The 14,966-nt window shown below is 62.8% G+C and carries 14 protein-coding genes; 8 read left to right on the top strand and 6 right to left on the bottom strand.

Annotation, left to right across the window (positions count from 1 at the left end; translation table 11 throughout):
* Positions 1-47: 47 nt before the first annotated feature.
* The 6 genes from AC1D3B_RS21610 to AC1D3B_RS21585 all read right to left on the bottom strand — a co-directional run bounded on the left by AC1D3B_RS21610 (position 48) and on the right by AC1D3B_RS21585 (position 6,905).
* Positions 48-1,205 (bottom strand): alpha/beta hydrolase family protein, encoded by a 1,158-nt coding sequence (locus AC1D3B_RS21610; protein WP_478192722.1) that lies wholly within the window; start codon positions 1,203-1,205, stop codon positions 48-50.
* A gap of 18 nt (positions 1,206-1,223) precedes the next feature.
* The gene (locus tag AC1D3B_RS21605; RefSeq protein ID WP_478192721.1) at positions 1,224-2,225 is read right to left on the bottom strand and encodes a Bug family tripartite tricarboxylate transporter substrate binding protein; all 1,002 of its coding nucleotides are present in this window, start codon (positions 2,223-2,225) and stop codon (positions 1,224-1,226) included.
* 29 nt (positions 2,226-2,254) lie between these two features.
* On the bottom strand, positions 2,255-3,940 hold the full coding sequence (locus tag AC1D3B_RS21600) for a GMC family oxidoreductase (RefSeq protein WP_478192720.1): 1,686 nt from the start codon (positions 3,938-3,940) through the stop codon (positions 2,255-2,257).
* A gap of 127 nt (positions 3,941-4,067) precedes the next feature.
* Positions 4,068-5,021 (bottom strand): LysR family transcriptional regulator, encoded by a 954-nt coding sequence (locus AC1D3B_RS21595; protein WP_478192719.1) that lies wholly within the window; start codon positions 5,019-5,021, stop codon positions 4,068-4,070.
* A 37-nt stretch (positions 5,022-5,058) separates the two neighbouring features.
* Positions 5,059-5,841 (bottom strand): ABC transporter substrate-binding protein, encoded by a 783-nt coding sequence (locus AC1D3B_RS21590; protein ID WP_478192718.1) that lies wholly within the window; start codon positions 5,839-5,841, stop codon positions 5,059-5,061.
* An 83-nt stretch (positions 5,842-5,924) separates the two neighbouring features.
* A complete protein-coding gene (locus AC1D3B_RS21585; protein ID WP_478192717.1) occupies positions 5,925-6,905 on the bottom strand; it encodes a Bug family tripartite tricarboxylate transporter substrate binding protein in 981 nt (326 codons plus the stop codon).
* Positions 6,906-7,192: 287 nt separating this feature from the next.
* Between AC1D3B_RS21585 and AC1D3B_RS21580 the strand changes: the two genes are divergently transcribed.
* The 8 genes from AC1D3B_RS21580 (at position 7,193) to AC1D3B_RS21545 (ending at position 14,964) form a co-directional block, all read left to right on the top strand.
* On the top strand, positions 7,193-8,140 hold the full coding sequence (locus AC1D3B_RS21580; RefSeq protein WP_478192716.1) for a VOC family protein: 948 nt from the start codon (positions 7,193-7,195) through the stop codon (positions 8,138-8,140).
* 10 nt (positions 8,141-8,150) lie between these two features.
* Positions 8,151-8,528: a Rieske (2Fe-2S) protein gene (locus AC1D3B_RS21575; RefSeq protein ID WP_478192715.1), complete on the top strand. Its 378-nt coding sequence runs from the start codon at positions 8,151-8,153 to the stop codon at positions 8,526-8,528.
* Positions 8,525-9,706, top strand: coding sequence for an MFS transporter (locus tag AC1D3B_RS21570; protein ID WP_478192714.1), 1,182 nt, complete (start codon positions 8,525-8,527; stop codon positions 9,704-9,706). The genes AC1D3B_RS21575 and AC1D3B_RS21570 overlap by 4 nt, the downstream gene beginning before the upstream one ends.
* Positions 9,707-9,720: 14 nt before the next feature.
* Positions 9,721-10,833, top strand: a complete 1,113-nt coding sequence (locus AC1D3B_RS21565) for an FAD-dependent monooxygenase (protein ID WP_478192713.1) — start codon at positions 9,721-9,723, stop codon at positions 10,831-10,833.
* 74 nt (positions 10,834-10,907) lie between these two features.
* Complete coding sequence (locus AC1D3B_RS21560; protein ID WP_478192712.1) at positions 10,908-11,819, top strand: LysR family transcriptional regulator; 912 nt, start codon at positions 10,908-10,910, stop codon at positions 11,817-11,819.
* A gap of 132 nt (positions 11,820-11,951) precedes the next feature.
* Complete coding sequence (locus AC1D3B_RS21555; RefSeq protein WP_478192711.1) at positions 11,952-12,971, top strand: dihydrodipicolinate synthase family protein; 1,020 nt, start codon at positions 11,952-11,954, stop codon at positions 12,969-12,971.
* A gap of 11 nt (positions 12,972-12,982) precedes the next feature.
* Positions 12,983-13,930: a Bug family tripartite tricarboxylate transporter substrate binding protein gene (locus AC1D3B_RS21550; protein ID WP_478192710.1), complete on the top strand. Its 948-nt coding sequence runs from the start codon at positions 12,983-12,985 to the stop codon at positions 13,928-13,930.
* A complete protein-coding gene (locus tag AC1D3B_RS21545) occupies positions 13,927-14,964 on the top strand; it encodes an ornithine cyclodeaminase family protein (protein ID WP_478192709.1) in 1,038 nt (345 codons plus the stop codon). The genes AC1D3B_RS21550 and AC1D3B_RS21545 overlap by 4 nt, the downstream gene beginning before the upstream one ends.
* Positions 14,965-14,966: the final 2 nt, after the last annotated feature.

Genomic DNA, 14,966 nt, shown 5'->3' with positions numbered 1-14,966 from the left:
AGATCTGTCTCCTTAATGAATTTGGTTGTGCTCGGCAAGGCGTGGCCTCATATCTCGGCAAACGTCTCGCGGAGCCAGTCCGCGATGTAGTCCCGGGCGACCGTTCCGTTGTCGGCTCCGAAGTGCTCCACTTCGAGGTCGTCCCTTGTCGTGATGAACAGCTCCCGCTTGGGACTGTTAGATGCAGCGTTGTACGACTGGCGTGCATAGTCGACCGGGATTTGTCGGTCCCCGTCGGCGTGCGTGATTAGAAAGGGAACGCGGATCTTCTCGATGACGCCGTCTAAATTCATGTTGGGCGCCCATGCCATGAACTCCTCGATCGTCGGCTTGCCAAAGGCCCACATCACGTGCTCCCAGTAGTGGGGAACCGGTCGATCACCTTCCCGCGCCAGACGGCGCTTCTGCATCTCCCCCCAGTGGCTGTTCGCACCTAGCACTGCACACAGCTTGTAGCGCGGATCCATTGCCACAGCGCGCGGGGCGAAATAGCCTCCAAGCGAACCACCAACCATGCCGATACGCCCATGGTCGACATCGCTGCGCGTGAGAAGGTGGTCGTATGCTGGCGTCGCCCAGGCCTCCGCGTCGTGGCGTCCCGGCAGTTGGAACTTTCGCAGGGCTTCGCCAGATCCTGGTTGGTCAATGAGCAGCGTCGAGATCCCGCGGCGTGCGAACGCTTGTGCCAAGCCGACCAGCCAGGCTTGCTCCTTCATCGAATCGAGTCCATTGCAGCAGACAACGCAGGGGCTTGGGCGTCCATCGGCTCTGCGCGGCGCCTTCACGAACAACCCCGGGAACTGTCGCCCCTCATACGGGACGGTGACGAACTCGGTGTCGTCCTGCTGCAGCTCGAGCGCGAGCCGGAAATACTTCAGGCCGTCGTCATAAGCCTTGCGGCGCGGCTCATAGTCCCGGCTTTGCATCCGCTCGGCCGCCAGCAGGTAGCCCGAGGCCCGCTGGAGTTTGATGCCCGCCGAAAGACGGCGTCCCTTCATGAGGTCGCGATCCGCCATCGCGATCACCTTGTTGGCAATGGCGAGAAGCGCGTCGAAGAGGAGGGCGGCGTCGGCGTCCTGGTTGCGGCTTGCCACTTCGCGTACGACGCGACAGGCTTCGTCCAGTTCGCCATGGTTGCCACCCGCCATCAGCGCGAGGTTGATAGACAGGTTCCAGACGTAGTTCCCGGGAAAAGGCTCGAGCATGTCGGGGGGTGTCCTCTGTCAGCCATCCATGCGGATACCGGCTGCGCGAAACATGACTCCGTCGATGTCCGCGGCGTCTCGTGCCAGGCGCGCGAACTGCCTCTGATCCATCGCGGCTGAGACGTTGAACGCTTGCCGCAGCCGTGCCTGCAGCGCCGGTGTCAGGGCGCACTCGCGCAAGGCAGTTGCCATTGCGGCCACGGCTTCGGGCGGCGTCCCACGCGCGGCGAACACTCCACACCACACCGGATTCTTGAAACCAGCGACACCGAGTTCGGTAAGGGTCGGCACGTTAGGGTAGAACGGCGAGCGGGGGTGTCCGCGCACCGCAAGAGGTACCAATGCCCCGCTGTCGATGAACTGTTTGCAGATGGCGGCCGGCCCCATAGTGAACGTTGTCTGGCCAGAGACAACGGCCTGGACGGATGGCAGCCCTCCCGGGTACGGCACGTGCAAGAGGTTCGCGCCCCATTCTTTGGCGAGGTGGACAGCCAGAAGATGCGCGTCTGTCCCGACCCCGTAGGAGGCAAAGGAATATTGAGAGGGGTCAGCCTGAACGCGCTTGCGCATGTCCTCAAAGCTGGCGATACCCGACTTTGCGCTTGCAACCAGAACGAGTTGCTCGAAGGTGAGCGGGCCGACGGGCACGAGGTCCTCTTGAGGGTCGAACGGCACTTTCGCGAGGAGCACTGGCAGGTACATCGTCAAGGGAATGCTCACGAGGAATGTGTAGCCATCGCGCGGTCCGGAGAGGACCGATTGCGTGCCTACGATGGTGGATCCGCCGGGACGGTTTTCCACAATCACCGGCACCCGCAGAAGCTCGCGCAGTCGGTCTGCAAAAATGCGAGTCGAATTGTCGACGCTGCCCCCAGCCGGGAATACAACGACGAGCCGCACCGGCCTCGAAGGCCATTCAGCCGCAGACACGCCAACTCCGGTGGCGCCTAGCGCGGCAGCCGAAGCAGCCAGCATGAGGAATTTGCGCCGGGCTTGCCGGCGCAAGGTAGAGCTGTGCATGGTGTCTCCAATGGTTCGAAATTTGGGAGTCAGGCGGTGAACGCTGGATCGCGCTGTGCGGGCGCGTATGTCTCGGCTAAGGTGCCTGTCCGGACGGGCATACGGGTCGGTGCGGTACCGCCGAGGATGAGGTCAGCAGCTTTCTCGGCGATCATCATCACGGACGCGTTCGTATTGCCGCTGATCAGCGTTGGATAGATCGACGCATCCGCAATGCGCAGACGCTCCACGCCTCTCACCCGTAACTGGGGATCGACGACCGCCTGCGCGTCGGCTCCCATGCGGCAGGAACCTCCAGGGTGGTACACCGAGAACGCATTGCGCCGCGCGTATTCGCCCCAGTCGCCGTCCGTCCGCACGTCCGGGCCGGGATCCGTCTCGCTGTGCTGCAGGTCGGAAAAAGCCGCTGAGTTCAGGATGCTGCGGGCGGTTTTCAGGCCCCTCACGATGGTTTGCAGGTCGCGCTCGTCCTGCAGGAATCCGGGGTCGATGAGCGGCGCTGCGTGGGGATCCGGTCCGCCGAGCGTAACGCTTCCCTCGCTGAAAGGCCGGAGGACGGTGGCCAAGACCGCGCAACCGTGCCCCGTAGGTAGGATGCGGCCGGCCCGTGGTCGGCGGAAAGCATTCAAGACGATGTGGACGTCCGGAACCGACGTGCCCTGTTGGCTGCGAACGAAACCGGCCGCTTCGAACAAGTTGCTGGCCAGGGGCCCCCGGCGCCATAGCGCGTACTCGAGCAAGTTCCACGCGCAGCGCGGCAGCGCACGCAGCGATAAAGCATAGGACAACGTTGCGGGGCTGCGCACCTGGACAAAGGCGGACACGTGGTCGCGCAGATGCTTCCCGACATCGGCAGAGTGCGCAACGGGTGCGATGCCCAACGCCTGCAGCTCCTCGCCCGGGCCGACGCCCGAGCGCAGCAAGACCTGTGGGGTGTTGTATGCGCCGGCGCATAGCACCACCTCGCGCCGTGCGCGCAGGATCTTCGCGGCACCCCCACATTCGGCTTCCACGCCGACCGCGCGGCGCGACTCGAACACGATCCGGTGGGTCAACGCGCCGGTGACGATAGCGAGGTTGTTGCGACCACGCACCGGATCGAGGAATGCGGTGGATGCCGTCTCGCGGCGGCCGGCACGGATGGTGAGTTGCCGTGCCCCGAAACCTTCGGGTGCAGCGACATTGAAGTCGTTGCATCGCGGGTAGCCCAGCGACTCCGCGGCGTGGAGGAATCGCGGTACCAGCGGATTGAGCTGCGCAAGCGAACTGATTGCCACCGGCCCGCCCTTGTGATGCAAGCGACTCTCGGGCCAGTCAAAGTTGTTCTCGGATCGCAGGAAGTATGGCAAAACGTCTTCGTACCCCCAGCCTTCGTTGCCGAGGCGGCGCCATTCGTCGTAGTCCGTCGCTGGCCCGCGGAAGTAGACCATGCCGTTGATTGCGCTCGTTCCGCCAAGCACGCGACCGCGCGCCAGATTGATGCGCCGACCGTTCAGGCCAGGCTGCGGGACTGACGAATATCGCCAGCCGAGGTCGGGCGCCATATGCGCGAAACCTACGGCCCCGGGAACTTGAATGCGCAGTGCATCGCCTCGACCGCCGGCTTCGAGCAGGCAGACCGTAATTGTCGGGTCTTCTGAAAGGCGCGAAGCCAGCGTGCAGCCCGCCGTTCCGCCTCCGACGATGATGTAGTCGAACTCACCATCGAGCGGCATCGCTGAGGCAAGGCCAGATACAACTGGTTGATTGGCACTAGTGCGCAATGCGGAACCTCCGTTTAAAGATGCGCCACTCTAGGGAGGCAGTGCACGCGCGCCAAATCATCTTTTGATGCGATCAAGATCATGAAATCGAATGAGCTGTTTCAGGCAGCGGCATGAGCGAGGAGAGTTGCGAGTGCTGCACCCGTGCTTCGACCAGCATGAGGTCAAGGAATGCCTTCGCCTGGGGTGACAAAGAGCCTCTCATGGGCTGCAGGCAAGCTACCTCGAAGTCGAAGCCCTCGGGTCCGATCAGGCTCGCGGCAAATTCCTGGCGCATCAAACCCGGTAACAGCACGATGCCTGGCAGGATGCTCATCCAGTGAGTCCGCGCAACGACGCCGAGCGTCGCGGAGAAGCAATCGACGTCGAGCCACTGCTCGCCTCTGACACCCTGCCGGGCGAGGTAGACCGACAGGCGTATGCGCGCCGCGTTCGGTGGCGGAGGGGCGATCAAGCGTAGCGGAGAGATCTCGCGCAGGTCAACCCCTGCGAGGTGCGGCAACGGACCGTTCCAACGGGACGTCAGAAGGCACGGCGAAGAAAACAGGCGCTCGCTCCGCACGCCGGTGTCCTCCACGCCCGCTACCGCGATTGCTAAGTGCAGTTCGCCCGATCGGACCTTGCTGGCCAGAGGCGCGGTGTTGTCTTCGGCAATTCGTAGGACCACGTTTGGGTGCATCGCGAGGAACTGCGTGTACACCGGCGCGAGCAGCGATCGGGCCATGACCGGGACGAGGCCGATGCGCAACTCGCCTTGAAGCCCATCGGTGCTCGCCTTTATCGCTGCCACTGCGGCCGCGTGCGTGCGCAGCACATCCGTTGCCCCGGTGTAAAACAGGTCCGCGGCAGGCGTGGGGATCACGCGTTGTCCTGTGCCGCGCAAGAACAGGCGGGTGCCTAACTGCGCCTCCAGCCTGCGCACGTGCTGCGAAACGCCGGGTTGGGTCGCGTGCTCGCGCTGTGCGGCCCCCGTGAACGATCGCTCTTCGTACACGGCGACGAAGTGACGAAGGTCCAGCAGGGAATCGGCCATGAGAGAAGCCGTTTCGATCCGCCACAAGTGGGCCGCGTCAGCGCCCGTGCAACGAGTTTTCCACGAGGCCTTCGTAGGTCGTGGCGGCCCCAGGCAGGCCTGCGCGCCGGCGTTGCTCGATGAGAAGTTCGATGCCGGCCCGGTTCGGAACAAGAGACGGCTGCGTTACGCCAAGAATGGCGTCCAACGCTGGTGGCGTGAAGCCTGCTAGCACCAGCGCTCTTCGTGCAACCTCAGGTTCCTTCTCCATGCTCTCGCGAGCGTTCTCAAGGCTTTGGAGCCAAAGGGAAAGAGCGGGACGCAGCCTCTCCAGGGCGGCCGCGCTAGCCACGAGGCCCTGCCCTGGAAATGTGGGGTAGCGATCCTGCACTGTCGCGAGCCGGGTAAGGCCCGCCGCAAGCGCTATGGCGTCGAATGGTGGGCCCAGCAGTGTGGCGTCGCCACGCCCGGCGAGGATGGCATCGTGTCTTTCCTTTACGCCACCCACCGGTTCCAGGGCATAAGTCTCCGAACCAATGCCGGCATCGGCCATCATGGCGCGCAATGCGACGATGAATCCATTGCGGGGTGAATCAACCAGGATGGTGCCGCCCCGCAAGTCCTCGAGAGACGTGTGAGCTGGTTGTCCAACAACGGTCAAGGGGGTAGTGCGCTCGAGTTGCGCCAAAACGCGAAAGTCTCGCGGGCCCTCGCGCAGGTTCCAGTCCATCACGTTGTCCATCGCCGTGACAACGACATCCGCGTGCCCTGACGCCAATGCCTCGAATTGGGCATCGGACGACGGGTTGCGCGCGGCCTGAATGGTCACTTCTGTCGCCATCGACCTAGATTCGGCTACGACGGCCACTGGCGGAGGTACGAACCAAAGAACTCGCAGGGTATGTGGCATATGACTGGCTTGCTTCAACCCAATTCGAGCTTGATTCCGGAGCGCTTCACGACCGGAATCCACTTCGCTCGTTCAGCGCGGATGTACGCGGAGAACTCTGGTGGCGTGCTCCCGACCGGTTCGCCACCGTACTCGTGATACCTCTGGATGACCTCCGGCTTGCGCGCCAGGGTGGCGCATGCGGAAGCCAGCATGTCCAGTATGGGCTTTGGGGTGCCTGCGGGGGCAAGAAGGCCGAACCAAGTCGATGCGTCGTATTCCTTGAAGCCCAGCTCCTCAAACGTTGGCACCGTCGGAAGCAGCGGATGCCGGCCCTTACCGGTGACGGCCAACGCCTTCAGCCTGCCCGCTTGGATATTGCTCATCGAGGCAGCAAGAGCGTCGAACATCACCTGGGTCTCGCCTCCGAGCAGTGCCGTATAGGGACTGGTAGTGTTGTAGGGGACAAACTGATAGCTCGTTCCCGTGATCGTCCCAAACCACTCGCCCAAAAGATGCTGGAACGTCCCAATGCCGACCGTTCCAACGGGTATGGACCCGGGCTTAGCCTTTGCCAGCTGTACGAGATCGGATGCCGTCGAAACAGGTAGGCTGGGGTGGGCAACGATCACGCTGCGCAAGGTGGTGAGCTGGCTGATGGCTTCAAAGTCCTCGGGCTTGTAGGGAAGCTTCGTATACAGCTCGGACATGTAGCACAGCGAGCTCGGGATCCCGACGAGAAGGGTGTAGCCATCTGGGGGCGACTTAGCGACCAGCGCGGTACCGATCGTCGTGGCCCCGCCCGGGCGGTTGTCGACGAGCACCGACTGTCCTAGCAACGACGTCAGACCTGCGGCCCAGAATCGCGAATCAGCGTCTAGCCCCGATCCTGGTGGGTTCGCGACGATGATGCGCACGGGCTTGTTGGGGTAGTCCTGCGCCGCCGACTGGCCAGCAAACGTTGTCATCAGCATCGCGGCGCCGGTCCCTAGCACCTGCCGTCTCGAGATCGTCATGGGTTTTCTCCGAAGTTAGGGCGCCCTGATCGATTCGCGCCCGGTAAGCGCCGCAATTATTGCAAGACGAGCCGTATTGCAATGATCGGGAAACCACCTAGACCAGCTCCCCAGGTACAAGTCCGCGGCGAGCGCGACTGAGACGAAACCCTACTGCATCGGCTTCGCATTCCTATTCAAGGGTTTGTCCCTAAACGATTGCGAAACGATGCGTCTAGTATTGATGCGTTTTCGGCCTTCGACTCTGGCCGACATGCCTTCTAACTTTCGAACAAAAGGAATCAAGGATGAACATCCTCGGACCTGACTCCCTGGTCTTCGGCGTCGATGATGTCCCGGCCTGCATTCAGTTCTTCACCGACTATGGGCTGACTCCGGTTGGCGTTAGCGATTCCGGTGGGCGATTCGAGGCCGTCGACGGCACCTCGATCGTCATCGCGCGCCGGGACGATGCATCCTTGCCCCCGCAGATGGAGACTGGAACGATGCTGCGAAAGACGATCTACGGCGTCGCGGATCGTCAGACTTTGGACGCCATCGCCGAGGAGCTTGGTCGCGACCGGGAAGTGAAGCGCTTGCACGACGGGTCCATTGAAGCCTGTGACGATATGGGCTTCGTGCTCGGATTCCAGATTTCGGTGCGGGGCAAGATCGACGCGCCCGGAGAAGCATCGAACTCGCCCGGGAGCAAGCCCGCCCGTGGGCCGAATGTCCTGGGTGCGAACGCCGATGCCGAGCACCGGCCCCTGACACTTTCGCACGTGGTGTATTTCGTGCCTGACCAGGCCAAGGCCGCCAAGTTCTACGTGGACCGACTCGGCTTCCGCTGCACCGATCGATTCACGGATGCCGGCTGTTTCCTGCAGCCGGCAGGCACGCTGGACCACCATACGCTGTTCCTGATCCAGACTCCGGCCTTTATGAAGGGCGTCGAGCACTTCACGTTCCACCTCTCTGGTCCGACGGCGGTTCTTCAGTGCGGGTCCCGTTTTGTCGCAAAGGGCTACCAGAGCTTCTGGGGTCCTGGGCGCCACAAGTTCGGGTCCAACTGGTTCTGGTACTTCAATAGCCCAGTCGGCTGCCATGTTGAGTATGACGCGGACATGGACCTGCACGACGACACCTGGGTCGCGCGTGAAGCACCCATGCAGGTAGACGAATCGCAGATCTTCCTGTTCCAGCATCGCGAGAAATGGGCGCCGGGCGGGCCTCCTCCTCCGGGCGAGTCGCATTGAAAGCGCTTGCATGCGAACGTACTTGTGCACGCTCGAAGAGCTAGCTGACGGCACCGCGCGCGGGTTCGAGGCTTCTGGTCCCTCGAGAGGTCCCATGTTCGTGGTCCGGAGCGGCGCCCAGGTACGTGGATGGCTGGACGCTTGCCCCCATGTCGACGGTGCGCCGCTGGCCTGGCGCAAGGACGCATACCTGAGCGCCGATGGAAGCTCGATCGTTTGCTATGGGCACGGCGCCGTGTTCGACATCGATACCGGCGTCTGCACAAAGGGGCCTTGTGTGGGCCAGGCGCTAAGGCCAGTGGAGGTGCATAGCGACGAGGAAGGAGTGCTGTGGCTCGACTCGCCACGCGTTGCCAGTGACAACCTGATCAAGGGAGGCGCAATATGAATGCTGCAGACAAACCGCGCGCGCGAATCGCGCTGATGACCGCGCATTGCGCGGGAATGGTGGACATCGTCGCGCTGCCCGTATGGGTCGGCACGCTCATCGCTCGCTTTGGCTTTGATCCTCAGCAGGCTGGAGCGCTTGCGACCTTGTTTCTCGCGGGTGGAGTGGTAGCGAGCTTGTTCCTTGCTCCGCGCTTTAATCGTTTGCGCGGCCGGTGGATTGTTCCTGTCGCCTACGCCATTTCGGGGGCCGCGTTCCTCGCGTGTATGCGCACCGGTCAGTTCGAGACCCTCGCCTTGCTTCATGCGCTGGGTGGGCTGGCCACCGGCACAGGGTTGAGCATCACTCACGGCACGGTTGCCCTCACGCGCAATCCGCATCGGATGTTCGGCTTCATGCAGGTAGGTGTGGGTGTGTTCGGCGTTGTCTATATGGCTGCCGCGCCCCAGATTATCGCGGCGGTTGGAGGTTCGGGGCTTTTCGCCATCTTTGGCGGCATCATGCTCGTGGCATGCGTCATTACAGCGGTGGCCTTTCCGAATGTGCCGCCTACTATCAGCCGAAGCACGTTGCACGATCTGCGACCAGCTGCGTTGCCCAAGGCTGCATGGTGCGCCATGATCGGCATCGGTCTGATGAATGTGACGCAGGCCATGGTGTTCAGTTTCCTTGAACGGATGGGCGCGGACCGCGGATTCACGCCCTCTAACCTGCAGCTCGTGCTAATTGCCGTCGGGATCGTGAATCTCGCGCCGGGTGCGGTTGCTGCCCTTCTGCAGCACAAGCTGGATGCGCAAAAGGTCGTGCTCGGGGGCGCGATGGCGCAGGCTGCGCTGGCGGTGGCGCTGGTTTCGAGTACGACATTTCCTGTGTACGCGGCGGCTGGTGCCTTCTTCGTGTCCGCGGTGATCTTTACCCACATCTTCACGTTCGGCGTGTTGGCCAAGCTGGATCCGTCAGGCCGGGCCGTTTCTGCTACGCCCGCAATGCTGATGATCGGCTCCGCCATCGGCCCCGTTCTTGGCGGCACTCTGGTCAAGTTCTTCGGCTACGGCGCCATTGGCTGGGCTGCCGTAGCCATTGACGCTCTGGCCTTCTGCTTTTATCTGCAACTGCGTGGCCGTGCACCGCAGCTTGAAACTGAAACCGCACGAGCGCAAGCACCAACGAGTCATTGAAAAGGAGACAACTTATGAACAAACTGAAGAGAGTGCTTGTGGTCGGCAGCGGCATCGGCGGCGCTACGTCAGCGTACACGCTCGCCCGCGCGGGCGTCGAGACGCATTGCATCGACATCCAACCGAACAGGTCGACGATCGGCTCAGGAATTTGCCTGCTCCACAACACAATGCGCGCACTTTCCGAGATCGGGCTGGCCGAGCCTTGCCTGGACAGTGGGCTGAAGTTCGAGGTATTCAAGCAGCACGACGCCGCGGGCAACCTGCTCATGTCGAATCCGACCCCCCCAGGGATTGGCATACGCCGACCGGAGCTTGCCCGCATCCTCGAGACCGCGGCCAGCGAGGCGGGAGCGAGGATGGAGCGCGGCATTACTGCCGACTCAGTGACGGATCGCGGCGGCCATGTGGAAGTCGTGTTTTCTAATGGTCGCGAAGCTGAGTACGACCTTGTGGTGGCCGCAGACGGCGCGTACTCGAAGCTGAGGGACAAATTTTTCGGGCCCGAGCATCGGGTTTGGTTCGCAGGTCAAAGTGTCTGGCGTTTCAATGCGCCTCGGCCGCCCGAGGTCGATGGTTTCTGCCTTTACCGCTCGGCCGACGGCAAGCGCGCCGTAGGCGCGCTGCCGACTTCCAAGGAAACGTGCTACCTGTTCTTCCTCGAGAACAGCGCCGAGCACCTGCATTGGCCGGATGACCAACTGGACGTCCTCGTGCGCGAGCGCCTGGCAGGCTTCACGGCTTCGGTGATTCAGGACGCACTGGCACAGGTCACCAAGCCCCAGCAGGTCCTGGTCCGCCCCTACGACATCACGCTCTTGCCAAAACCGTGGCACCGCGGCCGGATCGTGTTGCTAGGCGACTCAGCGCATTCGCCAACCCCGCAGATGACTTCCGGCGGCGGCATGGCGATCGAGGATGCCGTGATCCTCGCACAATACGTCAAGGAGCTCCCCGACCTTGAGGAGGCGCTGGTTGCCTATTCAGAGCGACGGTTCGAGCGTGTGTCGACCGTTTGGAACGCGTCTTTGCAACTGTGCAAGTACGAGCAGGAGCCCGTGCCGAATCCACAGAGATCGGCCGCCCTCCTGCTGCAGACCTACCAGTACTTGGGCCAGCCCATGTGACAACCGGGCCGGGCGAGGCCCGGGTGCACCCGCCGGGCCACAGTGCTCCTGTGGGAGCGGCGAAAATCGGTGGCATGAAGTCCATCATCGACGCCGGCTGGCACCACTTCGTCAAGGTCGCGGAGCTGGGCTCGATCTCGCGCGCAGCCGTGGCGGCAGACGTTCCGCAATCCGTCGTCAGCCGGCATATCGCTCACCTCGAGCGTGACGCCGGTTCTAGCCTGTTCCGCCGGACGGGACGCGGCGTAGTCCTGACGGAGCTCGGCCAGCACCTGTATCCCCGCATCAAGTTACTGATTGCGGAATCCGAGAGTTTTGCCGACGAGGTACGTGCGAGCCGGGGCGTGCCCGTCGGCGACGTGCGCCTTGGCCTGCTTCCTTCCACGGTGCCGGCACTCGCGGGTCCGCTGTATCAACGGGTATTGAGCAAATTTCCGCAGGTGCGCCTGCACCTGACGGAAGGCTCGAGCTCGCAACTTCAGGAAATGCTGGACCAGGGACGGCTGGATCTTTCGCTGCTGCTGCGCGATGGTGGGGAGGCCAGCGTGGATGAGCCTGTCCTTTTGGAAGGTGCCCTCTGCCTCGTTGTCGCCAGCAGCGATGCGCTTGCTGGCCGACAGCAAATCAGCTTCGAGGAAGTTGCGAAGCTGCCGCTGGTACTCCCTGGCGAGCCCCACCCCTTGCGTGAGAGGCTGGCTCTGTTGGCGCGCAAACTCGGTTTGACCCTTCGGATTGCTGCAGAGGCGAACTCGATCCGGCTGCAGCATGAGATCGCAGCTTCTGCTGCTGGCTATGCGATCACTGCTCCTTCGATTGCACCGCACGACCGGACACGCTTGGTGGCACTAAGAATCGTAGAGCCCGTGCTCGAACGTGCGGTGGTGCTCGCGGTCGCGCGTCACCGTCCGCACACACTGGCAACCCGCGAGATCCAAGGCCTGTTACGGTCCATGGCGCCCCAAATTTTGTCGGAAGCCGACGCCTGAGGTTTCGCCTGAGTGCATAGCTGCTATCGCGCATGCCCCGTGGCTCATTGAGCGCCACCAATCTAAAGTTTCGTTGCGTTCCGTGGCGCGGCTTTCGCGAACACGGCTGCTATCACTCACAAGCGAGACATCATGCTTCCTTACAAGCGCGCAGACGCCCGGGCCTGGGCCCGGGGAAACCTGATCGGCTGCTCGGCCGTCACCATCCCCAGCTATTCGGCCGACCTCAAGAGCCTGAACGAAAAGGGGATCCGCCATGACGTCGCCCTGGCCAAGGAGTTCGGTTTCAAGCACACGCTGCTGTGTGCCGAAGTCGCCATCACTCCGGAAGAGAACGCCAAGTTCACCGCGTGGGCGGCGGAGACCGCTGGACCCGACTTTGGCCTGTTCTTCCACGCAGCTTTCAGCTCGCTTGCGGAAAACATCGAGGCGGTCAAGCTGGCCGAAGCGGCTGGAGCCACCATGGTTCTGCTCTCGTATCCGACAACGTTTTGGCCCACCACGGAGCAAGAGGTCTACGACTACACCAAGAGCTTGTGCGACGCGACCAAACTTGCCGTGATGCTATTCCCACTGCCGGCATGGGGCTTCGAGCGCATCCATCCGGCGGGCATGTCGGTGGAGTTCGTCCGGCGGCTGCTCAAGGACTGCCCGAACATCGTCGCTATCAAGTCTGAGCAGGGCTTTCCGCTGCCTGCCGGTATCTGCGAGATGTACCACCACTTCCGCGACGAGGTGGTCATCAGCTGCCCGATCGAGGGTGATGCCATCCCCCTCATGAGCCTGATGAAGATGCAGTTCTCGGGTACCAGCAACACGCAGTGGATGAGCAACTATTACCCGCGCGCATTCGAACTGGCCCGGACGGGCGAATGGGAGAAGGCGATGGAGTTGTACTGGAAGGTCAACCCTGCTCGTAGTGCGAACGGTGCTGCCACGCAGGCCTACATTGGAGGCACTTCGGTTCTGAACAGGACCATGTGGAAGTACCAGGACTGGCTCGCTGGCTTCAACGGTGGCCCATTGCGCGCGCCGGCCATGCGTATCCCAGATCGTTTCTTGAAGCCACTTCGCCAGGGCTTGGTAGCTTCCGGTCTGCCGGTGACTTCTGACCCCGACAGCGAGTTCATGGTCGGGCGTCATCCTTGCTGAGGCGAAAGACCATGAGGCTTGCACGTCGTGCATTTCTGGGCGGCATCGGCTGTTTCGTGCTCTCGTCTGCCGGCGCGGCCGAAGTTCTCCGCGTGGTCGTTCCGTATGCAGCCGGCGGCATCACCGACATCGGGGCCCGGGTCATTTGCGAGCAACTGGGGCAGGTTCTGGGACGAGCGGTGATCGTGGAGAACCGACCAGGTGGGGGTACCCGGATCGGAACGTCTGCGGTGTTGGCGGCGAAGCCGGATGGAAATACGCTGCTGCTCACCAACATCGCCTATGGCATCCTGCCGCTGGTCGACTCCTCCGTGAAGTACGACGCCGTGACCGCAGCTGCGCCAGTCGGAATTGCTTCGGCCTATCCGATTGCGCTGGTAGTGAATTCGGAACTGCCAGTGAGAACCCTGCAGCAGTTCATCGACTACGCCCGAAAGAATCCTGGCAAGCTTACCTACGGCAGTGCCGGTCCTGGTAGCGGGGCACATCTGGGTGGCGAACTGTTCCAGTCTCTGACCGGCACGCAGCTTGTCCATGTACCCTACAGATCTACCTCCAGCGCGTTGACCGAAGTGGCCTCAGGCCGGGTGGACCTCACCTTTGACGCCACGGCCACCGAACTTGCCAAGACAGGGAAGGTGAGGATCCTGGCCGTGTCGGGTACGGAGCGCGACCCGCGCATGCCGGAGGTACCCACCGTGGCAGAAGCGGGGCTGAAGGGGATGGAGACAGCCTCTTGGCTCGGGCTGTTCGCTCCACTCGGCACACCGCAGGCAGCGATCGACCGGCTGAACAAAGCGCTGAATCTCGCGGTCCAGAACGATGGGTTGAAGGCGCGCTTTCGCGACCTCGGCATGGTTCCTCGATCGGGACCGCCCAGCCTGCTGACAGATCAAGTGCGCCACGACACCCAGCTTTACCAACGCGTCATCCATGACGCTAAGTTGAAATTCGAATGAAAACTTCAGAAGTGAATCCCGCCGTGAGTGGCGAGACCGGTACGCCCGTGTTCGTGTCTTCCGAAACCGCAGCCGCCGTCTTCCAGTGGCTGCCTGCCGTACGTGCTCTACAGGATACCTACGCGCGTCCCTTAGGAGCAAACGCGGTTCCGCGTCGCACCATTGCTGCAGGAGCGGCCGAGCGCGCTTCGCTGCGAACCATGACGGCGGTGCCACCAGGTTCCCGCTACTACGGCGCCAAGCTGATGGGCATGGCCTTCGGTCCGGCCGGCCGCCAGCTCGAGTACGTGGTGGTCCTCTTCGACGCGACTACTGGCTCGGTTGCCGCGATGGTGGACGGCAACCTGGTCACCGCGTATCGCACTGCAGCCACCTCCGCCGCCGCACTGGATCGCCTGGCGCCGAAGAGGCCCGCCCGCCTGGCGGTCCTGGGTAGCGGTCTGGAAGCACGCATGCACACGCTCGCCATTGCCGCGGTTCGGGAGTTGAGCGAGATCAGGGTTTTCAGCCCAACACCGGAGAAGCGCGAGGCGTTCGCGAACGGCATGACGGCCGATCTGGGTGTTCGTTCACACGCCGTCGACTCGCCGGCGGAGGCCGTTGGTGGCGCCGACATCGTGCTCGCAGCGGCCCGTTCGTACGGCGAGAAGCCGATCCTGCAGGGCGCCTGGCTGGCGCCCCACGCGACGGTCGTCTCCATCGGATCTACGCTTCCCGATCAGCGGGAAGTCGATAGCAGCGTCATTGCGCGGGCTGATCTTATCGTGTGCGACAACGTCGAGGAGGTCCTAGAGGAATCCGGCGACATGCTGGCCTCGCGGCAAGACGGGGTCGAACCTGATGCGAAGTGCATCAGCTTAAATGCACTGATGTCAGGCAACGCAGAGCGGCCCTTGGGCGGAATCGCTATGTACAAGTCTGTCGGCTCGGGCCTCCAGGACGTGGTGGTCGCCGGCATGATCCTCGACCTCGCCCGGTCAGCGGGCCTCGCCACGCCCCTTCCTATCCAATTCGAAACCAAGCGCATCGGCTGATG

Source organism: Variovorax sp. P5_A3 (assembly GCF_056400665.1).
Note: the sequence above shows the minus strand (reverse complement) of the source record. Positions and strands in the feature narration are given on the sequence as shown.